Raw genomic sequence first — 22,268 nt, forward strand, 5'->3', positions numbered from 1 at the left:
CGCGCCGATGTCGCGCACCGTGCACGAATGGCTTGTATCCGTGTTGCGCCGGACGAGGGGGACGGCCCCGGGGGGGCCGTCCGATCAGTTCTGCGCCCCGTTGCGGTCCAGGAACGCGGCGGCCGTGAACATCTCCACGCCGACCGTGATCGCGTGCTCGTCGGCGTCGAAATCGCCCTGGTGGAGATCGCGCACCGTGCGTTCGCCGGGACGGCGCACGCCGAGCCGGGCCAGCGCGCCCGGCACCTGCTCCAGGTACCAGGAGAAGTCCTCGCCGCCGAGGCTCTGCTCGGTGCTCTCGACGGACTTCATCCCGCGCCGGGCGACCATGGCCCGGCGCAGCAGCTCGGTGGACTCCCGGTCGTTGACGACGGGCGGCACTCCGCGCATGTAGGTGATCTCGGACTTGGCCCGGTGCAGGGTGGCGACCTCGTCGATGGCCGCGTGCACGATGTCGGGGGCCTGCCGCCAGGCCTCCAGGTCCAGGCAGCGCACGGTTCCGGACAGCTCCGCGTGCTGCGGGATCACGTTCGGGGCGTGGCCCGACTCGATCCGGCCCCAGGTGACGGCGAGACCGGCGCGGGTGTCGACCCGGCGGGCGACGACGGCGGGGACGTCGATCGCGACCCGGGCGGCGGCGGTGACCAGGTCGGTGGTGAGGTGCGGACGGGCGGTGTGCCCGCCGGGGCCGTCGAGCGCGATCTCCACCCGGTCGCAGGCGCTGGTGATCGGCCCGTGCCGCAGCCCGATCTTGCCGGCCTCCACCCGGGGGTCGCAGTGCACCGCGAGGATCCGGCCGACCCCGGTCAGCGCGCCGTCCTCGATGGCGTCCAGGGCGCCGCCGGGCAGCACCTCCTCGGCGGGCTGGAAGAGCAGCCGCACCGGGCGGGGCAGCAGGCCCTTGGCGTGCAGGTCGGCGAGGACGAGCCCGGTGCCGAGCACCACGGTGGTGTGCACGTCGTGACCGCAGGCGTGCGCCCGGTCGGGCACGGTGGACCGGTACGGGCAGTCGGTCTTGGCGTCCGGGATGGGCAGGGCGTCGATGTCGGCGCGCAGGGCGAGCAGCGGTACGGGGAGGTGCTCGGGGTGCTCACCCTCCGCGAGCCCGATGTCACAGACGAGTCCGGTTCCGGTGCTGAGCACGCGTGGCCTGAGACCGGCCTGCTCCAGCCGCTCCTTGATCGCGGCCGTGGTGCGGAACTCCTGGTTGCCCAGCTCAGGGTGCATGTGCAAGTCGCGACGGAAGGCGACGAGTTCGGCGTGCAGGGACTCGCTCAGCACGCCGGGGAGCACATCACCCGGGAGGCCGGCCTCGGACTCTAGGGACATCAATTGCTTCACCCTCTGAAGGGTAGGACGCCCGGGTGGTCAACTACCCCTCGATCAACAAAAGTTCAGCCCGTTAGGGGAAGAAAACCTGACCGGCGGACGCATGGCGGCGAACTGTGGTGGGTAAAACCTCTGTTTTTCCTCCTCCACGCATACCACGCCTCACGGGGATCACGCGCGCGATGTCCAGAAACCGGACCACCACGAACCCCGACCGTCCCGGAGGGCCGAGGCCTGGACGTGCTCGACGTCCTACCCCTCGGGGACCTCGTAGCAGCCGGAGACGACGTCCAGGCTCAGCATCGGCGGGTTGTCCTCGGCCATCTGGATGATGTGCACACCCACCCTCTTCGCGTCGTTGTCAGCCGTGAGCCTCATGTTCTTGTTCCTGCTGGTGTCCGGCCCGTACTCGACGATCTTCCAGCCGTGCTCCGGCAGCGCTTCCCTGAGCTGCTGCATGGCTGCCTCGAGGTCACCAGGGGACGCCGGGGTGAAGCTCCACGGGTGGAGGACCCGGAAGTACGTGTCCGGGTCCTTGCCGGAACACTCCGTCACCGTCGCACGGCTGTCGGACGTCGTGCCCTTCACACGGATCAGGCCGTGGATACCGCTGGAGATCCTCTCCACCGAGTCGGCGACGTCGCCGGAGGTACCGGTGACCGTGACGTCGCCGGAGTCCTTCTCGGCCATGGTGCATCCGGTCAGGACGGTGAGGCCGAGGGCCAGGAAGGCCGCGAGGGCTCCGGAGCCGGTCTTCACATCGTGTCCTGTCCCGCCCCGCGGCCGGACGTGCTCAGAAATGCTCGACGTCCTGGCCCTCGGGGACCTCGTAGCAGCCGGAGACGACCATCAGGCTGAGCTTGGGCGGGTTCCGCTTCGCCATCCGGGTGATGTGCACGCCCGCCTTCTGCTCGTCGTTGTCGGCGATCAGGGTGAGGTTCTTGTTCGCGCTGCTGTCGGGGCCGTACTCGACGATCTTCCAGCCGTGCTTGGGCATCCCCTCCTTGAGGTTGCGCATGGCGACGTCGAGGTCCTCCGCCGACGCGGGGTAGAAACTCCACTTGTGGAAGATCCGGAAGTACTTGTCCCGGTCCTTGTCCGCGCATTCCTGGACGCCGGGGCTGCCGTCGGAGGCCTTTCCCTTGACGCCGATCAGGTCGTACAGCCGGCTGGACACCTTCTGCGTCTTCGCGGCGGCGTCCTGTGACGTGCTGGTGCCGGCGGACGGGACGTCGTCGGATTCGGTGCTGGAACTCATGCTGCATCCGGTGAGAGTGGTGAGGACGGTGGACACGAGGAGCGCTGCTGCGCCCAGGCGGTTCTTCACAATCGACGGGCCTCGCTCTGCCTAACGGGTGTACTTCCAGGTCGGGGTCGGCTCCTTCAGCTTGACGTCCTCCCCGTGTCCCGCGACGACGAGGGCCTGGTTGAGCAGGCTGTCCGAGCCCTCGTCCCAGTACCCGCTGTGGCCCTCTGTGTCCGTGGTCATCTGCTTGGCCCCGAACCGCTCGTCGCTCGGCACGGTCCAGGGGCCGTCCCAGTCGGTGCCGCCGTGACCGAAGCGGCCGATGTCGGGTACGACGTCCCCGTCGGCCTCCTCGTTCCAGACGTGGCCCTTGGGCACGTCCAGCTGCTCCGCCTTGGGCACCGTGACACCGGGACTGCCCGCGGTGATCACGTCGTCCGCGTTCAGGGTGCCGTGGTCGGCGGCCGAGCCGACGAGGGTGGTGCCGTAGGAGTGACCGATCACCGTGCGGTGCGGCGGGGTGTCGCCGCTGTGCGAGGCCTCCAGTCCGTCGAGGAAGCGGTTGAAGGCCGGTGCGCCGTCGTCCGCGTAGTGGCGGAACGGCGAGTCCTTCACGATGTCCTGCGGGGCGTCGTAGCCGAGCCAGGTGATCGTGGAGACGGGCTGGCCGTCGGCCTCGTCGGTGGCCACGCGCCAGGTGGAGGTCATCCGGTCGATGTTGCCACTGATGTTGCTGAGGTTGGAGGTGGTGCCCGGTACGTAGACGGCCTGGTGCCGGGCCGTGTCGGGGTTGCCGTTGGCGACGATCGCCCGGCCGTTGCCCTCCGCGTCGAATCCGAGCAGGTACGCGTCCGGCAGGCCCTTGTGGTCCTTGTCGGTGGCCATACCGGTGGAGTCGAAGCGGTCCTGGATGCTCTTCATGCCCTGGAGCGACTTGGTGAGGTGGTCGTAGCGCTCGCCGTACTTCTTGTACCAGTCCATCCATTCGTCGGTGTGCACCTTGGACGCCCAGCCGTTGCTGGCGATGTACGTCCACTCGTTGACCGGCGGCTTCGGGATGGAGTTGAGTTCCAGCTGGTAGCGGGAGCGGGTCTCGTCCAGGACGATGCGGTTGGCCTCGTCGCGGACCGTGGCGGGGACGCCGTCGAGCTTGCCCACGGCGTCCGGGCGCAGGGAGACCCAGGCCGCGCGCTCCTCGTCGGTGAGGCCCTTCCACCAGGCCGCGTTGTCCTTGGGGCTGCCGTCCTTGGGCGGCTGCGGCATCGAGTCGAGGTACTTCTTGCCCGCCTCGCTCACGCCGTCCTGGTCGGACTTCACGTCGGACCAGTCCCGGTCGGACACCACCAGGTCGTCGTCGGCCTTCAGCGCGCGCAGCTTCGGCGCCCACTTGGCGTCCGCGTCCGCGGCCTCCTTCAGCGCGTCCCCGATCCGGTTCGCGAAGCCGATGGCCTTGCCGAAGTTCGGGTTCGGGTGCTGGTGGATGGCCTGCTGCTCGATGGCGTTCGCCGTCGGGTCCGTCATGGTCGTCGAGGGGGACACCGAGCCGCCCTCCGGCACCTTGCCGTCGACCTCCTCGCCACCGGCCGGGAAGGTGACCGAACCGTCCGCACCCACCGTGCAGCCGGCCGCCTTGGCGTCCTCCAGGGCCGCCTCCAGCTTCCGCTTCGCGGCGGCCATGTCGTACGCGAACCCGTTCAACGCCGTACTGGCCAGCGCGCACTCGGTCTGGACGTAGTGGAAGTTCTTCCCCAGCTCCTTCAGCTCGCGCACGGCCGCGTCGGCCGTCTCACCCTTGAGCTGGTTGCGGATACCGGCGGCTATCTGGTTCTCCACCGCATCCTTGGCGGCACTCGCCATCTCGCTCGTGGCCCGGTACCCGTCGGCCGCCTCCTCGTACTCCGAGGGCTTGAGGGCCTGAAGCGTCGCGATGTCCATGGGTCCCCCGTCACCGGCCCTTCGCCTGGCCGCCGACGGCCTCGGTGTCGTGGTACTTGCCGTTGATCTTGTCGAGCTCCGCCTTCACCTCGGCGTCGGTCATCGACAGGTCGTGCCCCGACTTCTCCATCAGCCCGCCCAGCTCACCGCAGCGGGCCTTGACGTCACCGACGTACTTCTTCCAGGACTCGTACAGCTCCTGCTGCGCCGCCGCCGACTGCACACCGGACGTGTCCCCCAGCCCCGCCTGCCCGGCATCCAGCTTCCCCAGGGCCTTGCCGATGCCGTCCTGCAGGCCCTTCGTATCCTCGCCGGCCTTCGTCCACGTCTTCTTGTCCGACGCCAGGCCGCCCGGATCCGACGGAACGTGGTTCAGCTGCATCCCCGTGGAGCCGCGGGCCGCGGCATCCGCCTTCAGTCGCTCCCACTCGTCCCACGCCATGCGTGATGCTCTCCCCGTTTCCCCATCTCCCCGACGCCGGCGGTCCTCCGCCGTCTCATGCGGGTCCCGTGCACGAGGTGAAAGAGCCTATCGAAATGTGATCACACTGCGCCTGAGTATCCGTACTCATCCCTGCGGCGGCAGCCGCTACGCCGGGCTCACCGCCGCCAGCCGGTGGACGTCCCGGGCCGTGCCGGTCACTCCGGACAGGAAGCCCTGGGCGCGGGGGGAGGCGGTCTCGGTGAGCCAGGTCGGGTCGATGTCGCAGACCGCCACGCGCACGCCCGTGCCGACGAGGGCCAGCGGCAGGGTGTGGACGACCGTGGAGGGGAAGCTGAGGATCGTACGGCCGATGGGGCCGCGGCGGGCGATCAGTTCCAGGGGGAGGTCGGGGCGGACTATCTCCAGGCCCGTCTCCGTGGCGAGGCGGTGGAGCTTGTCGGTGCTCTCGCGGCGGTGCGCGAAGTAGCGGGTGGCGCCGTGGGTCTTCGCCAGGTGGTGGACGGCCTCCACGTAGCGGTCGCCGTCCACGACCCCGGTCTCCACCAGGGAGGTGCCGACCAGGTCCGCGCTCTGGGTGATGCGCGGCGGTCCGAAGCGGGCGCGGGTCCAGGCGAAGTCGTTGGCGGTGACGGTGACGCCGTCCGGGACATCGGTCACCGGCATGGAGGAGAAGACCTCGACGCGGCGCCGGTCGCTCGGGGTGAGGCGGCGGCGGGCGGAGGAGGAGACCGGGGCGAAGAGGAGGTCGCGGGCGCCGGGGCGGCCGCCCTTGCGGTGCCAGCGGACCAGGCGTTCGCCGCGGGCCAGCTGGGCGACGAACTCCATCGTCGCCGTGCCGTCGTCCACGACCACGAGGTCGCGGGCGCGGGTGATGGTCAGCAGGAGCTGTACGTAGCGGGAGAAGGGGTCCCCCATCACGATGCGGTCGGCCCGGCGGAGGGAACCCGCCAGGCCGCCGATGGTGTGGAAGGGCGCGGTGGTGCCGCCGCGCGCCTCCTCCCAGCGCACCCGGTACCCCTCGTCCCGGGCCAGGTCGGCCATGCGGCGCAGCTGGCCCCGGGTCATGGGGTCGGTCGGGGACAGGACGACGAGGGTCAGCTCCCCGCCGTCCGCCGGCGGGCCGGCCGGCGCGGTGCCGCCCGGGGTCCGCCGGGACTGCGCGGGCAGGGAGAGGGAGGGTGCGGCCGGCTCCCCGGCCTCTCCACCGCCCGGCGGGCCCCCCGGTGCCGCCCCGTCCCGGCCCGGCACCGGCCGGCCGGGACGGCCCGGTGGCACGCCCGGGCCGGAGACGGCCGGGCCCGACGCGAGCGGGCCGGGGCCGGCGGGGGCCGGGGTGAGCGAATCCGACGCGAGCGGAGCCGGTACGACCCCGGCCGACGCGGGCGGCCCCGGCGCAGCCGGCCCGGGCACCGTCGGCCGCCCCTGCTCGGCAGGGCCGCGCAGGCCGTGCAGGTGTGCCCACTCCAGTACGTTCAGCAGCTGTACCGGGCTCTCCACGAAGGCGAGCGTGCGGGCGGGGTGGCCGGCCTGACCGGCGCGGGGGCTCATGGGCGTACGACCGTCCCGTCGTCAGTGACCTGGATTCACACCGAGACCGGCTCGCCCGCCGCCGCGGCGATCTCCGCCTCGGTGACGACACCCGCGACCCGGCGCAGCTTCTTCATCGGGCCCAGCTCGGAGTCGTACACCTTCTTGACGCCGTCGCCGAGGGAGGCCTCGATGGTGCGGATGTCGCGGACGAGGCGGGTCAGGCCCTGCGGCTCGACCGAGGCGGCCTGGTCGGAGCCCCACATGGCGCGGTCGAGGGTGATGTGGCGCTCGACGAAGGCCGCCCCGAGCGCGACCGCGGCGAGGGTGGTCTGCAGGCCGGTCTCGTGGCCGGAGTAGCCGATCGGGACGTTCGGGTACTCCTTCTCCAGCGTGTTGATCACGCGGAGGTTCAGCTCCTCGGCCTTCGCCGGGTAGGTCGAGGTGGCGTGGCACATCAGGATGTTGTCGCTGCCCAGGACCTCGACCGCGTGGCGGATCTGCTTCGGCGTCGACATGCCGGTGGAGAGGATGACCGTGCGGCCGGTGGCGCGCAGGGCCCGGAGGAGCTCGTCGTCCGTCAGGGACGCCGAGGCGACCTTGTGGGCGGGCAGGTCGAACTTCTCCAGGAAGGCGACGGCCTCGGTGTCCCACGGGGAGGCGAACCAGTCGATCCCCTTCTCCTTGCAGTACGCGTCGATCTGGCGGTACTCGTCCTCGCCGAACTCCACCCGGTGGCGGTAGTCGATGTAGGTCATCCGGCCCCAGGGGGTGTCGCGCTCGATGTCCCACTGGTCGCGCGGGGTGCAGATCTCGGGGGTGCGCTTCTGGAACTTGACGGCGTCACAGCCGGCCTCGGCGGCGACGTCGATCAGCTTGAAGGCGTTCTCCAGCTCACCGTTGTGGTTGATGCCGATCTCGCCGCAGATGTAGACGGGCCGGCCCGGGCCGACCTCGCGGGAACCGAACGTGCGCAGACGGGAGTTGGTGCTCATCAGGGGGTGTCCTTACTTGGGGAGGGAATCGAGAGAGGGGCCGAGGATCCAGCTGGCGATCTCTCGGATCGCGCCGTCACCGCCGGGGACGGTGGTGACCGCGCGTGCGGCGCCGCGTACGACGTCGTGAGCGTTCGCGACCGCCACGGGCCAGCCGACGAGGGCGAAGCACGGGAGGTCGTTGACGTCGTTGCCGACGTAGAGCACGCGCTCCGGCGCGATGCCCTGCTCCTCGCACCACTGCTTCAGCGCGAGGTCTTTCCGGTCGATGCCGTGCAGCACGGGGATCCGCAGCTTCCGTGCGCGGGCGGCGACGACCGGGTTCTGTTCCGTGGACAGGACCAGCAGCTTCAGGCCGCTCCTGCGGAGGGCCGCGATGCCGAGCCCGTCGCCGCGGTGCACGGCGACGAACTCCCGTCCGTCCGCGTCGATCAGCACCCGGTCGTCGGTCTGGGTGCCGTCGAAGTCCAGTACCACGGCGTCGATGTCGTCGTGGGAGGGCAGCGAGCCGGGGCGGTCCGCGTCGAACAGCGGGGCCAGGGCCCGGGCCCGTGCGAGGTCGTGCGGGTCGTCGATCTCCAGCACCCGGGCCGGGTCGGTGCGCACCAGCTCGGTGCGGCCGAAGAAGCGGTGGTGGTGCTCGCGGAAGCCGGCCGCGTCCATGGCGTAGGCGGCACCGGTCTCCAGGAAGTCCTGGGGGCGGTCCTGGCGGCGGGGGCGGTAGGACTTGTCGTGGTTGACGCCGGACCCGCCCTCGCCGTCGGCCTCCCGCCAGACGAAGCCGTGGAAGGGGGCCACCGTGACGGCGGTGTCGGCGCCGTCCTCGGCGACCGCGGCGGCCACCGCCTCGATGTCCTCGCGGACCAGGAAGGGGCTGGTGCACTGCACGAGCAGGACGACGTCGACGCGGGCGCCGTGCAGCGTCTCGTGGGTGTCCATGGCGTGCAGGACGGCCGCCTCGGAGGTGGCGGTGTCCCCGGCGATGGCGGCGGGCCGCAGTACGACCTCGGCGCCGGCCTCCCGGGCGGCGGCGGCGATGGCCTGGTCGTCGGTGGAGACGACGACGTCGGTCACCAGACGGGTCGCCCGGCACTCGCGGACCGCGCGGACGACCAGCGGGACACCGCCCACGGGGGCGAGGTTCTTCGCGGGGACGCCCTTGGAGCCGCCGCGCGCGGGGATCACCGCGAGCACCCGGCGCAGCGACGTGCCCGGGCCCGCTTCCGAGTGGGACATGGGGTGTACTCCTTGGAGTGAGGTCACAGCTCGCCCATCCGCCGGATCACGGGGGCGACGCGCTGGACGCCGTGCCGGTAGGCGCCGCGTGCGGCCCGGCGCACGATCTGCCGTACGGGGCCGGGCGCCTTGTCGGCGGCGGGTGCGCCGGGCAGCGGGACGCCGTCGGGGCCGAGGTGGTGGCGGGCGAGGATGCCGGGCAGGTAGCCGGGCGCGGTCTCGGGGGTGTAGTAGGGCGTGAGGGGGGGCAGTCCGCCGGGCCGGTCCAGCAGCCTGGCGATGCGCTCGCGGGCCGCGTCGAACGCGGTGGCGTACGAGCCGTCGGCGGCGACGCCCTGCCGGGCCACCCACTCCTCGTCCGGCACCGGCCGGTGCCCGGCGTCGAGCTGGTCCCAGGAGGCGAGGCAGCCGGAGCCGGTGAAGTGGTGGTTGCCGAGCGCCTCGCGGACCCCGAGGTCGGTGAGGACGGCCGTGGGGACACGGCGGTGCAGGGCTTCCAGGGCGGCCGTGGAGCTGACCGTGACCAGCAGGTCGGTGCGGTCCAGCACCTCGCCCATGTGCCCGTACACCAGCCGGAGGTTGGCCGGCAGGCCGGTGCCCTGGGCCAGCTTCTGGTACGGCAGCTCCTCGATGTGGGTGGTGTGCTCGCCGGGCTTGGAGCGCAGCTTGAGCAGCACCTCCCGTTCGGGGTGCTTCCGGGCGTGTTCGATGAGGCGGTTCAGCAGGTAGGTACGGTCCCGGCGGTTGTCCGGCACGGACGGCTGGGCCGCGAACACCACGGTGTACGGCTCGTGTTCGCCGGTGTAGGGCGCGCCGCCCAGGAAGGGCAGCGCGACCTCGGTCACCGAGGAGGCGTCGGCACCGACCCCCTCGTACACGGCCCGGAACCGGTCGGCGTCGTGGCGGGAGTTGGCGAGGACGAGGTCCGCGCCGTGCCGCAGCAGCAGGCCGTCGGCGAGCTTCTCGTAGACGACACCGACGTAGCCGGTGACGACCACGGGACGCCCTCCGGTCCCCCAGGCGGCGCGCAGTCCGTGCAGCATCGCCTGGACGCCGCCGCCGACGAGCGCGAGGACGAGCACGTCGTACGGGTCGTCGGGGTCCTCGCTCATCGCGCGCAGGAACTCGACGCCGGTGACCTCGCGCAGGGAGTCGGCCCGGACGCCCACCTCCTCGAGCTGGCGGGCGGTCGGGGTGGCGCGTCCGCGCAGGAGGTAGCCGTCGAGCCGGACCTCGGCAGCCGCGGGAGTGAGTCGCCGCGCGGTGAGCGCGCCCCACTTCCAGCGGGTGTCGGAGTCCGCGAGGACGGCGACCCGCAGGGACTTCGTAGCACTTGCTGGCACGTCGAAGACGCTAGGAAGCGAGGGAGAGGTTCCGCCCAACCCGAATCCAACAAACGGTTAACAGCACACCGCCGAATGGCGAATCGGGTCGTGAACGCGCCGGAATTCAGCCTGGTTCACGGCTTCGCCACGTGTCGTTCACCGGGTATCAAGCAGACCGTCAAGACGAATGACGGGCCGCGCCCTAACGTCCCTGACGTGGTCAAGCTCTCCGTCATCGTGCCGTTCTACAACGTGCAGCAATACGCGCCCGACACACTCAGGAGCCTCGTGTCGAACGCGCGTGAGGACTTCGAATTCATTCTCGTCGACGACTGTTCCCGCGACGGGACGCCAGAGATCCTCGCGCGCGCGGAGCGCGAGTTGCCGGGCGCGGTGCTCGTCCGGCACGAGCAGAACGGAGGGCTGGCGACCGCGCGCAACACCGGGATCGACCGGGCGCGCGGCGAGTACCTGACCTTCCTGGACGGCGACGACTGGCTCGCCCCCGGCTACCTCCCGCGGCTGCTCGCCGCCGTCGAGGAGCTGGGCTGCGACTTCCTGCGCACCGACCATGTGCAGTGCACGGCCCGTTCGCGCAGTGTGCACCGGGTGCCGGTGGGCCGGCGGAACACGGTGCTGGACCCGCGCGGGGCGATCCTGCCCGCCGACCGGTCCACCTCGGTGGACTACGCGTACGCGTGGGCCGGCATCTACCACCGCCGGCTGCTGGACAGGGGGGTGCTGCACTTCACCGACGGGCTGCGCACGGCCGAGGACCGGCCGTGGATCTGGAAGCTGCACCGGGAGGCGGAGTCCTTCGCCGTGGTGAGCCTGCTCGGCGTGTTCTACCGGCGGGGGGTCGCCTCCTCGCTCACCCAGATCGGTGACGTGCGGCAGCTGGACTTCATCCGGGCGTTCGACCAGGTCGTCGCGGAGACCGCCGCCGACCGGGACGCCGGGGTGCTGCTGCCGAAGGCCGTCCGCACCTACTGCGCGATCATCTCCCATCACCTGGGATCCATCGAAAGGTTCGAGCCGGCGGTGGCGAAGAAACTGAAATCCCTGAGTGCCGCGGCCCTGCGGCGCATGCCGCAGGACGTGCTGGACGAGGCACTGGACTCCATGGACCTCCAGCGCGCCACCCGGCTGCGCCGGCTGCGCCGCCGTCCCGCCGCCGCGGGGGCCGCCGCGTGACCACCCAGATCTTCCAGGCGTCGACGCTGTACGGCACGGCCACGCTCGCCGCCGCCCTGGACTCCGGCTGCTTCCGCCCCGCCGACCGGCGGATCCTGCTGGTCTGCAACAACGCGGCCACGCCCGAGACCACGCCCGCGCTGGACGAGATGCCGGGCTTCGAGCGGCTGCGCGACCGGTTCGACGACGTGGTGTCGTACAACGAGGCGATCTTCCCGTTCCACCCCGGCGGCTGGTCGCCCCGCGGCGACGACCTGCCGCTGTGGGAACGGTACTTGCGGCACGAGTGGGCCCTCGGCGGCGACGACGTCGAGCTGGCCGTCGAGTCGATCCAGGTGAACCCGTCGCTCGCGCTCGCCCAGATCTTCACCGGCGCTCCGGTCACCGTCTACGCCGACGGCCTGATGAGCTACGGCCCCACCCGCAACAAGATCGACCCGCTGGTCGGCACCCGCGTGGACCGGGTGCTCCACCTGGACCTGGTGCCGGGACTGGAGCCGCTGCTGCTCACCGAGTTCGGGGTGCCCGGCGAGATCGTGCCGACGCCCGCCTTCACGAAGGTCCTCGCCGGACTCGCCCCGCTCGGCGACGAGCTGCCGGCCGTCGAGGAGCCGGCGCTGCTGCTCGGCCAGTACCTGTCCGCGCTGGACATCCTCACCCCCGAGGAGGAGGAGGACCTGCATGTGCGGATGCTGAGGGGCGCGGTCGCCCTCGGCCACTCGAAGGTGGTGTTCAAGCCGCACCCGTCCGCGCCGGCCCGCTTCGCCCGCTCGCTGGAGCAGGAGGCGGAGAGGCTGAAGGCCGAGCTGACCGTGCTGGACACGCCGGTGCTCGCGGAGGTGCTGTACCAGCGGATGCGTCCCGCGCTGGTCGTCGGCTGCTTCTCCACCGCCCTGCTCACCGCGTCCGCGCTGTACGGCCTGCCCGTGGCCCGGGTGGGCACCGAGCTGCTGCTGGAGCGGCTGACGCCGTACGAGAACAGCAACCGCGTCCCGGTCACCCTCGTGGACGGACTGCTGCCCGAGCTGACCGACAGGGCCGCCGTCACCGAGCAGCGGCGGGGCATGGACGTGGAGGCGCTGGGCGCGCTGGTGCGCGCGGTGGGCTTCGCGATGCAGCCGAGGATCCTGCCGAGGCTGCGCGGGGAGGCCGAGGCGTGGCTGGCGGAGAACCTGAACGACCGCACCCAGCGCTACTTCAAGCGCAGGCGGCTGTCGTCGCTGGCGCTGCCCGGCGGGGTGCCGGCCCAGCTGGCGTTCATCCCGCGCAACGCGACGGTCCGCCGGGTGGCGCGCAAGGCACGCAGCCTGCGCAGGGCGGTGCGGGGCTGAGGGGCCCTCACGGCGGGGCGGCTCCGGACCGGGCCCGCCCCGCCGGCCACGGGGCCGGCCGGCGGCCGGCGGCCGTGTCCTGAGTTTCTCCGGAGCGGGGGCGGCCGGAGAATCCGGAAAGAAAAAAGAAAGCACGGGTTAACGAGCATGGGTCGACTGGTTAATTGTCAGCCTGCCGGCCGCGCTGTTTCCGGAATCAGCCCAGGTGGTGCGAGAACGACCGGATTTCCGCGAGGACTTTCACACAATACGGCGAGATGACCAACGCCACTCCGGGTAGGCGCCGGGCACCATGTCTGCTTCCTCCCCTCCTCTTGCCGCCGTTCCCGCTGCCCTCGGCCGGGGAACGGCCATCGAGCGCCGGGGCCGCCTGCTCGCCCTGGACGGTCTGCGGCTCCTGGCCGCGCTGATGGTCTGCCTCTACCACTACGCCGGACGCGGCGGCCCGGTCTCGGCCTCCTGGCACCAGGCCCCGGCCAAGATCTTCCCGACCCTGTCCCAGGCGGCCGCCTACGGCTGTCTGGGGGTGCAGTTCTTCTTCGTCATCAGCGGCTTCGTCATCTGCATGAGCAGCTGGGGCCGTACCCTCGGCGACTTCTTCCGCTCCCGGGTGGCCCGTCTCTACCCCGCCTACTGGGTCGCCCTGGTGCTGGTCACCGCGGCGGCCGTCGCCCTGCCCGCGGTCGTCCGCCCGGTCCGCCCCGACGAGTTCCTGGTCAACCTGACGATGCTGCAGCAGCCGATGGGCGCGACCCGGGTGCTGGGGGTGTGCTGGACGCTCTGGGTGGAGGTCCGTTTCTACGCCCTGTTCGCCCTGTGCGTCGTCCTGCGGGGTGTCACCTACCGCCGGGTGGTCCTCTTCTGCTGCGTGTGGACGCTGGCGGCGGTGGTGTGCCGCACCTCCGGCAACGCCCTCACCGACCAGCTGGTCATGCCCGAGTACGCGCCCTTCTTCGTCGGCGGCCTGGCCCTGTACCTGATCCACCGCTTCGGCGGTGACCTGCTGCTGTGGGGCATCGTCGCGGTGTCCTGGCTGCTCGGGCAGAACACCGCCACGCAGGCCCTGTGGCACGCGGGCGCGCAGGGCGGCCTCCACCGCGACCCGTACGTCATCACCGCCGTCGTCACCCTCGCCTTCGCCGCCGTGGCCGCGGTGGCGGTGGGCTGGACCCGCCGGGCCTCCTGGCCCTGGCTGGCCACGGCCGGCGCGCTGACGTACCCGTTCTACCTGGTGCACGAGCACCTGGGCTGGTTCGTCATCCGGGTGCTGCACCGGGGGCTCGGGCTGCCGCCGTGGCCCACGCTCGCGGTGACCGTGCTCGGCATGCTGCTGCTGGCCGGGCTGATCCACCGGTACGCGGAGAAACCGCTCGGCCCCCGTCTGAAGAAGGCCCTGAAGACGGCGCGCACACCGGGCAGGTCCGCCCTCAGCTGATCCCGTACCGCGCCGCGACGCCGGCGACGACGACCGCCAGGCCCTCCTCGAACTGCCGGTCGTAGTCGTCGAAGAGCAGCGTGCCGGCCTGGGCGGCGAGCGGGAAGCCGGCCAGGCGGCGGGCGCGTTCCTCCACGTCGACCCCCTCCCGGTGGTCGCCGCCGTGGGGGCGCACACCCTGCTCCTCGGTGACGAAGCCGAGGGTGTACATGGTCGCCGTCCGGCCCGCGTCGACGGCCTGGGCGAGCGTGAATCCCGCCGCCGTCAGCAGCCGCAGGTTCGCCTCCAGGGCGGGGGCGTGGTCCGTACCCGTGAACCGCGAGCCGCTGAAGACCTGGGCGCCGTCGCGGTAGCCGAGCAGGGCGGCCCGCAGTCCGCGGTTGGTCTTCAGCAGCCGCTCCTGCCAGGTGTCGGCGGGGTCGAGCGCCACGCCGGCGAGCATCCGCCGGTACATCTCGGTCGCCATCTCGTCCAGCAGCGCCCGCTTGTCCTTGAAGTGCCAGTAGAGGGCGGGTGCCTTGACGTCCAGCTCCCTGGCGATGGCGCGCAGGGTCAGTCCCTCCAGGCCGACCTCGTTCAGCAGCCGCAGCGCCGTGTCGGCGACCCGCTTGCGGTCCAGCGGCGCCCTTCGTTCCGTGCTCACGCCGACAGCTTGACACCTTAACGCCGTTAAGGAGATGCTCGGGGGGAGCGCACTTAACGACGTTAAGGAGAATGGCCATGGACGTACTGGTCGTGGGCGCCGGCCCCACGGGTCTCACCCTCGGTGTCGACCTGGCCCGGCGGGGCGTGGACGCTCTGGTGGTGGAGGGTGCCGACGGCCTCTTCCCCGGATCGCGCGGCAAGGGCCTCCAGCCGCGCACCCTGGAGATCTTCGACGACCTCGGCGTGGTGGACGCGGTCCTGGCGGCGAGCGGGCCCTACCCGCACCGCATGGTGTGGAAGGACGGCGTGCGGCAGGGCGAGCAGTCGATGTTCGAAGAGGTGGAGGGGGACGAGGGCACGCCGTACACCGATCCGCGGATGATCCCGCAGTGGCGGACGCAGGAGGTGCTGTACGCGCGGCTCACGGAACTGGGCGGGCGGGTCGCCTTCGGGCGGCAGGCGACGGCCCTGTCGCAGGACGCGGACGGCGTGACCGTGGAGTTCGCCGACGGTACGACGCTCCGCGCGCGGTACGTGGTCGCCGCCGACGGCGGGCGCTCGGCGGTCCGGCGTGCCCTGGGCGTCCGCCTGCGGGGCGAGACGGTCGACCCGGCGCCGTTCGTGGTGGCGGACCTGCGGCTGAGGGGTCTGGACCGGGACCACTGGCACGCCTTCCCGGGCGAGAACGGAGACGCCGTCGGGCTGTGCCCGCTGGCCGGCACGGAGGACTTCCAGCTCCAGGCGCGCCTCGCGGAGGGCACGGAACCCGACCTGTCCCCCGACGGCATCCGCGAACTGGTCGCGCGCTGCACGCACCTGACCGCCGAGGACGTGACGGAGGTGCGCTGGGTGTCCGGCTTCCGGCCGCGGGCCGCCCTGGCGGACCGGTTCCGCGCGGGCCGGGTCCTCCTCGCCGGCGACGCCGCGCACGTGCACTCGCCGGCCGGCGCCCAGGGCCTGAACACCAGCGTGCAGGACGCCTACAACCTCGGCTGGAAGCTGGACGCGGTCCTGCGGGGCGTCGCGCCGGACACCCTGCTGGACACCTACGAGGAGGAGCGCCGGGCGAACGCGGCGGCCATGCTGGAGCTGTCGACGGGTGTCCACCGGGGCCGGGTGCGGCGCGGCAGGGCGACGGTGCAGCTCGGCCTCGGGTACCGGGAGTCCTCCCTGAGCGTGGAGACGCGTACGGTCACCGGCCCGGTGCGGGCGGGCGACCGCGCCCCCGACGGCACGGTGGGCGGGGTACGGCTCTTCGACGTGTTCCGGGGGCCGCACTGGACGGTGCTCGGCGCGACGACGGCGGGCGTCCGCTCACTCCCCGCGGCCCCGGAGTCGTACGGCGAGGGGGTGTTCCTGATCCGCCCCGACGGTTACGTGGGCTGGGCGGGGGCGACGACGGCGGGACTGCGGGAGTACGCGCGGCGAACGGGAGCTTTCGCGAGGGCCCGGGGCGAAGCCCCCTGAGGGGCGGGCGGCCGGGGCCGGCGAAGGGTCATGCGCCGGCCAGCGACAGCTTCACCGCGAACCCCAGGAACAGCACCCCCGCCGCCGACGTGGCCGTCGCCGACAGCCGCTTGCGCCGGCGGAAGGCCGCCGCCAGCCGCGTGCCGCCGAATATCAGGGCGCTGAGGTACAGACAGCTGGCCGCCTGCGCCAAGGCGCCGAGGACGACGAAGGAGAGGGCCGGGCAGGCGTAGTGCGGGTCCACGAACTGCACGAAGAAGGCGACGAAGAACAGGATCGCCTTGGGGTTGAAGAGACTGACGACGAGGGCACGGCGGAAGGGCCGCTCGTCGGCGCCCTGGGCGGGCGCGGCCTCCTCGGCGGCCCGCTCACCCCGGGTCCGCCACATCCGCCGGGCGCTCCGCAGCATCCCGACCGCCAGCCAGCTCAGATATCCGGCGCCGGCGTACTTCACGATCCCGAAGAGCAGGGCGTTCCCCTGGAGCAACGACGCGACGCCGGCGGCGGACAGCGTCATCAGCACGGTGTCCCCGCACCACACACCGGCGGCGGCGGTGTATCCGGCGCGCACACCGCGGCGGGCGGCCACGGAGAGGACGTAGAGGGAGTTGGGGCCGGGCAGCAGGACGATCAGGACCAGGCCTGCGAGGTAGGTGGGGAGATCGATGACGCCGAACATGGGAGGGAGTCTCGCACGGGGGTGTGCGAGACGGTCACCGGCCTCAGAACACCTCCGCCGGCTCGTACGCGCCCCACACCTCCCGCAGCGCCCCGCACACCTCCCCCACCGTCGCCCGCACCCGCAGCGCCTCCTTCATCGGATACAGCACGTTGTCGTCCCCCTCCGCCGCCTTGCGCAACGCGTCCAGTGCCGCGTCCACCGCCCCCTGGTCCCGCCCGGCCCGCAGCTCGGCCAGGCGCCGCGCCTGGCGTTCCTCGATGGCCGGGTCCACGCGGAGCGGCTCGTACGGCTCCTCCTCGTCCAGCCGGAAGCGGTTGACGCCCACCACGACCCGGTCCCCGGCGTCCGTCTCCCGCGCGATGCGGTAGGCGTTCCGCTCGATCTCCCCCTTCTGGAAACCCCGCTCGATCGCCGCGACCGCCCCGCCCAGGTCCTCCACCCTGCGCATCAGGCCGACCGCGGCCTCCTCCACCTCGTCCGTCATCCGCTCGACCGCGTAGGAGCCGGCGAAGGGGTCCACGGTCGCCGTGACGTCGGTCTCGTGGGCGAGCACCTGCTGCGTGCGCAGCGCCAGCCGCGCGCTCTTGTCGGTGGGCAGCGCGATGGCCTCGTCGAAGGAGTTGGTGTGCAGGGACTGGGTGCCGCCGAGGACCGCGGCCAGGGCCTGGACGGCGACCCGGACCAGGTTCACCTCCGGCTGCTGTGCCGTCAGCTGCACGCCCGCCGTCTGGGTGTGGAAGCGGAGCATCAGCGACCTGGGGTCGCGGGCGCCGAACTCCTCCCTCATCACCCGCGCCCAGATCCTGCGGGCGGCACGGAACTTGGCGACCTCCTCCAGCAGGGTCGTACGGGCCACGAAGAAGAACGACAGGCGGGGGGCGAAGTCGTCCACGTCCATCCCCGCCGCCACCGCCGTACGGACGTACTCGATGCCGTCGGCGAGGGTGAAGGCGATCTCCTGGACGGGGGACGCGCCCGCCTCGGCCATGTGGTAGCCGGAGATCGAGATCGTGTTCCACTTCGGGATCTCGGCGGTGCAGTACCGGAAGATGTCCGCGGTCAGCCGCAGGGAGGGCTTGGGCGGGAAGATGTACGTGCCCCGGGCGATGTACTCCTTCAGCACGTCGTTCTGGATGGTGCCGGTCAGACGGTCCGCCGGTACGCCCTGTTCCTCCGCGACCAGCTGGTACAGCAGGAGCAGCAGGGCCGCGGGCGCGTTGATCGTCATCGACGTCGAGACCTGGTCCAGCGGGATGCCGTCGAACAGCACCCGCATGTCCTCGACCGAGTCGATCGCCACGCCCACCTTGCCGACCTCGCCGTGCGCGAGGGGCGCGTCGGAGTCGTGGCCCATCTGGGTGGGCAGGTCGAAGGCGACGGACAGGCCGGTGGTGCCGTGCGCGATGAGCCGGCGGTAGCGGGCGTTGGACTCCGCCGCCGTGCCGAAGCCCGCGTACTGGCGCATGGTCCAGGGACGGCCGGTGTACATGGTGGGGTACACCCCGCGCGTGAACGGGTACGCGCCCGGCTCGCCGAGCTTGCGGTCCGGGTCCCAGCCGGCCAGGTCGGCCGGCCCGTAGACCGGCTCGATGGGCAGGCCCGACTCCGACCGACGTGCCGACTCCTGTGCCATGGCTGCCTCCGCCGTACGACCGACTCCGCTGTTCCCGGCACTCCTCACCATGCCCCGTAGTTGGACGCCGGTCACGCGGGGAAGCATCCGGGCATGAGGATCGCGGGGAGAACCGCCCTACTGCTGCTCGCCTCGGCCGTCGCGCTCGCCGCGCTCTGCGGGTGCACCGTGCAGCCGGCCGGCCCCGACGGCAAGCGCGGCCTGCCGGTGCGGGTCCAGGCGCCGGGCGGCACCGGCACCGCCCGGCCGGCACCGGCCGCCCCGCCGGTGACGCCGGCGGCCCCCGCGCCGCGGGTGCTGTGGTCACGCGGGGACAGCGGGCCCGCCGTACGGGAACTCCAGGCGCGGCTGCGCCAGCTGGCCTGGCTGACCGTCGCGCCGACGGGGTCGTACGGCGAGCTGACCGAGCGGGCGGTCCGGGGCTTCCAGGGCAGGCGCGGGCTCCCGCGGACCGGTGCGGCCGACGCCGTCACCTGGCAGCGGCTGGTGGCGATGACGCGTACGCCGGACAAGTGGGAGCTGTACGTGATGGGCGGCCAGCCGGCCGACGCACCCGATCCACGCTGTCTGACCGGGCGGGTGCTGTGCATCAGCAAGACCAGCCGGACGCTGCGCTGGATGGTCGACGGACGGACCCTGTCCACGATGGCGGTGCGCTTCGGCGCGCAGTACACCCCGACCCGCGAGGGTGTGTTCCGCGTCTACTGGAAGTCACGGCACCATGTGTCGACCCTCTATGACGCGCCGATGCCGTACGCGATGTTCTTCAGTGGCGGCCAGGCGGTGCACTACTCGTACGACTTCGCGGCGCGCGGTTACGCGGGTGGTTCGCACGGTTGTGTGAACGTGCGGGACGAGACGGCGATCGCTCGGCTGTTCGCCCAGGTGAGGGTCGGCGACAAGGTCGTCGTCCACTGGTGAGGCCGCGGTGCGGCGGGGGCGCTCGTGGCGGGGCTTTGCGGGGCGGGGGGGGGGGGGGGGGGAACCCCCCCCCCCCCACCAAACTCACCAACAACAGGGACCAAGGGAACACCCGCCCCACGCTCCCGCCCACTACCCCTCTCCCCCCCCCCCCCCCCCCCCCCTCCCCCCCCCCCCCTCCCTCCCCTCCCCCCCCCCCCCCCCCCCCCCCCCCCCCCCCCCCCCCCCCCCCCCGCCAGGTGCACGAGCCGCGGGTACGGGGGGAACCCCGGCTCAGTGCTACGGCCGATGACCAGTCGGCTCACTCATTACTGCGCCACGGGCTCCAGAAACGTCACACCTCGCGCCGAAATTTTTTCGGTGACTTCGAAAGCGCAGGTCAGACGGGGTGAAGCCGGTCACGCTGCCGTCAGCGCGCGGTGTGGGCCGCGGACGGCGACGGGGACCCGGGGGCGCCCGCCGGTGCGCCGGGGTGCGCCGGGGCGGAGGCCGGGGAAGCGGAGGGTGCGGAGGCGGGGGTGGGGGCGGCTGCGCCGCCGCGGTGCCCGCCCTTGCCACCGCCGTTGCCGCCGTCCTTGCCGCCGCCGGGGTGGGAGCCGGAGCCGACGGGCCGGTGGCCGCCCCTGCCCTCGCCCCGCCCCGTGCCGGCGTGCCCGTGCCCGTGACCGTGTCCGCGCCCGTGACCACCCCCGTCGTGGTCCCCGCCCTGCTCCCCGTCCTGGTCGCCGCCCTTGTCCTTGCCCCCGCCCTTGTCCTTGCCCTGACCCTGGCCCTGGCCCTTGTTGTTGCCGTCGCCGTTGCCCTGGTCCTTGCCCTGTCCGCCGCCGGCGGTGCCCCCGGTCCTGCCTCCCGTGCCGCCGTTCTCCTTGCCGGAGGCGGACTCGCCGGTGGCCAGCAGGACCTTGCAGTAGGTGGTCACGCGGGCGGAGCCGCCCGCCAGGTGCTCCAGCGCGCGCCGGCGGCCGGCGGCCAGCTCCTTGCCGTCGCGCAGGGCACGGCAGGCGGAGGCGGCACCGTCCCGGCCGGGGGCGGTGGTACGGCCCGTGCCGTGGTCCGCGCCGGAGGCCTCGTCGTCGGCGCCGCCGCGGCGACCGTCCGGGCCGCCGTCCGACGGACCGGTGCCCTCGCCCTTCCCCGGTGTGGCCGGCGCGGAGCCGGGGCCGAGCGGCTGTCCGGTGGTCGTACTGGCGGAGGCGGTGGGGCGGGAGGGCTCGTCGTCGAACGGCGTGGGCAGCACCCCGGTGCCCGCGGCCATGGCGGCACCGCCGAGCGTGCCCACGGCCGCGGCGGCGGCGAGCGCGAGGCGTACCGGGCGGGCCCAGCGGGGGCGCCCGGCGCGGATTCCGGTACGCGCCCGGGCGGCGATGCCGACCAGACCGGCGCCGGTGCCGGGTGCCGGGGTGCGGTCGGCGGCGGGGGTGTGGGCCGCTGCGGTGCGCTCCGCCTCGGCACTCTCGCGGGCCTTGCGGAACGCGGCGAGGGCGGCCTGCTCGCCGGGGAGCTCACCGGATGCGGGGGCCGCCTCCGCGGACAGCGCGCCGAGCGCCTGGGAGAGGCGTTCTGCCTGGTCACGAGCGGAGGCGTCGACGGCTTCCAGTGGCTCACCGCGCAGCAGGCGTTCCGCTGTCTCCCGGTTCAGCCACTTGTACTGCTCGTCGGCCATCACATGTCCTTCTGCGTCCGCGCACGCGTATGCGTCACAGTTGCGGACGTCACCGCGCGGCGGCGCGGTTCTCTCTGAGGCGGGAGGGCGTCGAGTCCGCCCGCGGATTCCGGATCGTCCCCGATCAACTCCGCGAGCCGCTTCAGACCGCGGTGCGCGGCGGTACGGACGGCGCCCGCGCGTTTGCCGAGGGTCTCGGCGGCGGTCTTGGCGTCCAGGCCCACCACCACGCGCAGGACGACCGCCTCGGCCTGGTCCTGCGGGAGCCGGGCGATCAGGGAGAGGGTGCTGTCGGTGGCCAGGGCCTCGATGGCCTCGCCCGCCGTGTCGGACTCGGCGGCCCGGCCGGTCAGCTCCGTCTCGTCACCGCCTATCGCGGGACGGCGGCCGCGCATGCGTATGTGGTCCAGGGCCCGGTTGCGGGCGATCCGGGCGGCCCAGCCGCGGAACCGGTCGGCGTCCCCGCTGAACCGGTCCAGGTCGCGGGCTATCTGCAGCCAGGCCTCGGACGCGACGTCCTCGGCGTCCGCCTCGCCGACCAGCGTGCGGACGTATCCGAGCAGCCGCGGGTGCACGGCGCGGTACACCGTACGGAACGCGGTCTCGTTCCCGTCCTGTGCCGCACGCACCGCGGCGGTCAGCTCCGCGTCGTCCCCCAGCACCGTACTCCCTTTACGCCTGTCTTCGGTCGGCGCGAAAGGCACGTTACGGCGTGAAACCGGTGCTCGTCCATGTCTGTAGAAGATGCAACTAACTCGTGACCGGGTCCGGGTGTGCGCAGCGTGAGATCCGGTGGTGGCCGGGTGTGACAGAAACGGCACGCACGGCGCTGATGAGAGTACGGGCCGCACGCGGCCCGCACGCGCGACGGCCGGGGCCTCTCCTGTGGGGGGTGGCGGCCCCGGCCGTTGCCATGACGCCTTTCGCTCTGACCTGCGGCGATGCGAGATGTCACCCACCCGGGTGACCAACGCGTCAGACGCCTCACGCGATCCTCCCCAGGCCAATCCTCTGGGCCGTCCCGGACGCCAGCTTGCGGGCCCCCTCGACTCGTCGCTGTCCGTACTGGGACATCGTGTAGCCGGGTGAGTGATGCCTCACGTTGGCGGAGACCTCTACGGGGCTCTCCCCCCGGCCTCCAGGTCGTTCGTGGGTGGAACTCTCAAGCTCGACGGCTTCGAGATTCTGGAGGCGAAATGGTTCAGCCCGGACGCGCTCCCGGAGAGGATGCAGGAGTCTCACATTCAGCTCATCAAGGA

The 22,268-nt window shown here is 72.4% G+C and carries 19 protein-coding genes and 1 pseudogene; 6 read left to right on the top strand and 14 right to left on the bottom strand.

The genetic code is table 11. The features are described from left to right. Positions 1–84 precede the first annotated feature (84 nt). The 9 genes from ACZ4VF_RS17740 to ACZ4VF_RS17780 form a co-directional block, all read right to left on the bottom strand. On the bottom strand, positions 85–1,329 hold the full coding sequence (locus ACZ4VF_RS17740; protein WP_467926877.1) for an amidohydrolase: 1,245 nt from the start codon (positions 1,327–1,329) through the stop codon (positions 85–87). Between the two features lie 252 nt (positions 1,330–1,581). Continuing rightward, positions 1,582–2,088: a hypothetical protein gene (locus ACZ4VF_RS17745; RefSeq protein WP_467926878.1), complete on the bottom strand. Its 507-nt coding sequence runs from the start codon at positions 2,086–2,088 to the stop codon at positions 1,582–1,584. 34 nt (positions 2,089–2,122) lie between these two features. Next, complete coding sequence (locus ACZ4VF_RS17750) at positions 2,123–2,587, bottom strand: hypothetical protein (RefSeq protein WP_467926879.1); 465 nt, start codon at positions 2,585–2,587, stop codon at positions 2,123–2,125. Positions 2,588–2,677: 90 nt separating this feature from the next. Further along, positions 2,678–4,510: an alpha/beta hydrolase gene (locus ACZ4VF_RS17755; RefSeq protein WP_467926880.1), complete on the bottom strand. Its 1,833-nt coding sequence runs from the start codon at positions 4,508–4,510 to the stop codon at positions 2,678–2,680. Positions 4,511–4,520: 10 nt separating this feature from the next. Further along, the gene (locus tag ACZ4VF_RS17760; RefSeq protein ID WP_467926881.1) at positions 4,521–4,952 is read right to left on the bottom strand and encodes a hypothetical protein; all 432 of its coding nucleotides are present in this window, start codon (positions 4,950–4,952) and stop codon (positions 4,521–4,523) included. 147 nt (positions 4,953–5,099) lie between these two features. Further along, entirely contained in the window at positions 5,100–6,020 is a 921-nt protein-coding gene (locus ACZ4VF_RS17765) for a hypothetical protein (RefSeq protein WP_467927368.1), read from the bottom strand. Positions 6,021–6,538: 518 nt separating this feature from the next. Beyond that, positions 6,539–7,477, bottom strand: a complete 939-nt coding sequence (locus ACZ4VF_RS17770; protein WP_467926882.1) for an N-acetylneuraminate synthase family protein — start codon at positions 7,475–7,477, stop codon at positions 6,539–6,541. Between the two features lie 12 nt (positions 7,478–7,489). Then, positions 7,490–8,713: a cytidylyltransferase domain-containing protein gene (locus ACZ4VF_RS17775; protein WP_467926884.1), complete on the bottom strand. Its 1,224-nt coding sequence runs from the start codon at positions 8,711–8,713 to the stop codon at positions 7,490–7,492. Between the two features lie 23 nt (positions 8,714–8,736). Further along, positions 8,737–10,056, bottom strand: a complete 1,320-nt coding sequence (locus ACZ4VF_RS17780; RefSeq protein ID WP_467926885.1) for a DUF6716 putative glycosyltransferase — start codon at positions 10,054–10,056, stop codon at positions 8,737–8,739. Between the two features lie 198 nt (positions 10,057–10,254). On the opposite strand from ACZ4VF_RS17780, the gene ACZ4VF_RS17785 reads away from it, so the two are divergent. The 3 genes from ACZ4VF_RS17785 to ACZ4VF_RS17795 all read left to right on the top strand — a co-directional run bounded on the left by ACZ4VF_RS17785 (position 10,255) and on the right by ACZ4VF_RS17795 (position 13,998). Continuing rightward, positions 10,255–11,232, top strand: coding sequence for a glycosyltransferase family 2 protein (locus ACZ4VF_RS17785; RefSeq protein ID WP_467926886.1), 978 nt, complete (start codon positions 10,255–10,257; stop codon positions 11,230–11,232). Continuing rightward, positions 11,229–12,563, top strand: coding sequence for an alpha-2,8-polysialyltransferase family protein (locus tag ACZ4VF_RS17790; protein ID WP_467926888.1), 1,335 nt, complete (start codon positions 11,229–11,231; stop codon positions 12,561–12,563). The genes ACZ4VF_RS17785 and ACZ4VF_RS17790 overlap by 4 nt, the downstream gene beginning before the upstream one ends. Before the next feature lie 292 nt (positions 12,564–12,855). Then, positions 12,856–13,998 (top strand): acyltransferase family protein, encoded by a 1,143-nt coding sequence (locus tag ACZ4VF_RS17795; RefSeq protein WP_467926889.1) that lies wholly within the window; start codon positions 12,856–12,858, stop codon positions 13,996–13,998. Here ACZ4VF_RS17795 and ACZ4VF_RS17800 read toward each other — a convergent pair. Continuing rightward, positions 13,991–14,641: a TetR/AcrR family transcriptional regulator C-terminal domain-containing protein gene (locus ACZ4VF_RS17800; RefSeq protein WP_467926890.1), complete on the bottom strand. Its 651-nt coding sequence runs from the start codon at positions 14,639–14,641 to the stop codon at positions 13,991–13,993. The two genes, ACZ4VF_RS17795 and ACZ4VF_RS17800, sit on opposite strands and share 8 nt — an antisense overlap. Positions 14,642–14,712: 71 nt before the next feature. On the opposite strand from ACZ4VF_RS17800, the gene ACZ4VF_RS17805 reads away from it, so the two are divergent. Then, positions 14,713–16,110 (top strand): FAD-dependent oxidoreductase, encoded by a 1,398-nt coding sequence (locus tag ACZ4VF_RS17805; RefSeq protein WP_467926892.1) that lies wholly within the window; start codon positions 14,713–14,715, stop codon positions 16,108–16,110. 28 nt (positions 16,111–16,138) lie between these two features. On the opposite strand, the gene leuE is transcribed toward ACZ4VF_RS17805, so the two are convergent. After that, a complete protein-coding gene (gene leuE / locus ACZ4VF_RS17810; protein WP_467926893.1) occupies positions 16,139–16,789 on the bottom strand; it encodes a leucine efflux protein LeuE in 651 nt (216 codons plus the stop codon). 43 nt (positions 16,790–16,832) lie between these two features. Next, positions 16,833–18,425, bottom strand: coding sequence for an acyl-CoA mutase large subunit family protein (locus ACZ4VF_RS17815; RefSeq protein ID WP_467926894.1), 1,593 nt, complete (start codon positions 18,423–18,425; stop codon positions 16,833–16,835). 93 nt (positions 18,426–18,518) lie between these two features. On the opposite strand from ACZ4VF_RS17815, the gene ACZ4VF_RS17820 reads away from it, so the two are divergent. After that, positions 18,519–19,346, top strand: coding sequence for a L,D-transpeptidase family protein (locus ACZ4VF_RS17820; protein ID WP_467926896.1), 828 nt, complete (start codon positions 18,519–18,521; stop codon positions 19,344–19,346). Positions 19,347–19,755: 409 nt separating this feature from the next. On the opposite strand, the gene ACZ4VF_RS17825 is transcribed toward ACZ4VF_RS17820, so the two are convergent. After that, a complete protein-coding gene (locus ACZ4VF_RS17825) occupies positions 19,756–21,009 on the bottom strand; it encodes a hypothetical protein (protein WP_467926897.1) in 1,254 nt (417 codons plus the stop codon). After that, entirely contained in the window at positions 21,009–21,671 is a 663-nt protein-coding gene (locus ACZ4VF_RS17830) for an RNA polymerase sigma factor (protein ID WP_467926898.1), read from the bottom strand. Before ACZ4VF_RS17830 ends, ACZ4VF_RS17825 begins: the two co-directional genes overlap by 1 nt. 487 nt (positions 21,672–22,158) lie before the next feature. On the opposite strand from ACZ4VF_RS17830, the pseudogene ACZ4VF_RS17835 reads away from it, so the two are divergent. Next, positions 22,159–22,266: pseudogene (locus ACZ4VF_RS17835) on the top strand (NUDIX hydrolase); the annotation flags it as partial. Positions 22,267–22,268: the final 2 nt, after the last annotated feature.

The organism is Streptomyces sp. NPDC029151, from assembly GCF_055564315.1.

Bases quoted from the DNA above. Each gene is read 5' to 3' on its own strand.
- ACZ4VF_RS17740 (WP_467926877.1), bottom strand. From the start codon at position 1,329: ATGTCCCTAGAGTCCGAGGCCGGCCTCCCGGGTGATGTGCTCCCCGGC.
- ACZ4VF_RS17750 (WP_467926879.1), bottom strand. From the start codon at position 2,587: ATGAGTTCCAGCACCGAATCCGACGACGTCCCGTCCGCCGGCACCAGC.
- ACZ4VF_RS17755 (WP_467926880.1), bottom strand. From the start codon at position 4,510: ATGGACATCGCGACGCTTCAGGCCCTCAAGCCCTCGGAGTACGAGGAG.
- ACZ4VF_RS17760 (WP_467926881.1), bottom strand. From the start codon at position 4,952: ATGGCGTGGGACGAGTGGGAGCGACTGAAGGCGGATGCCGCGGCCCGC.
- ACZ4VF_RS17765 (WP_467927368.1), bottom strand. From the start codon at position 6,020: ATGACCCGGGGCCAGCTGCGCCGCATGGCCGACCTGGCCCGGGACGAG.
- ACZ4VF_RS17770 (WP_467926882.1), bottom strand. From the start codon at position 7,477: ATGAGCACCAACTCCCGTCTGCGCACGTTCGGTTCCCGCGAGGTCGGC.
- ACZ4VF_RS17775 (WP_467926884.1), bottom strand. From the start codon at position 8,713: ATGTCCCACTCGGAAGCGGGCCCGGGCACGTCGCTGCGCCGGGTGCTC.
- ACZ4VF_RS17795 (WP_467926889.1), top strand. From the start codon at position 12,856: ATGTCTGCTTCCTCCCCTCCTCTTGCCGCCGTTCCCGCTGCCCTCGGC.
- ACZ4VF_RS17805 (WP_467926892.1), top strand. From the start codon at position 14,713: ATGGCCATGGACGTACTGGTCGTGGGCGCCGGCCCCACGGGTCTCACC.
- leuE (WP_467926893.1), bottom strand. From the start codon at position 16,789: ATGTTCGGCGTCATCGATCTCCCCACCTACCTCGCAGGCCTGGTCCTG.
- ACZ4VF_RS17815 (WP_467926894.1), bottom strand. From the start codon at position 18,425: ATGGCACAGGAGTCGGCACGTCGGTCGGAGTCGGGCCTGCCCATCGAG.
- ACZ4VF_RS17820 (WP_467926896.1), top strand. From the start codon at position 18,519: ATGAGGATCGCGGGGAGAACCGCCCTACTGCTGCTCGCCTCGGCCGTC.
- ACZ4VF_RS17825 (WP_467926897.1), bottom strand. From the start codon at position 21,009: ATGGCCGACGAGCAGTACAAGTGGCTGAACCGGGAGACAGCGGAACGC.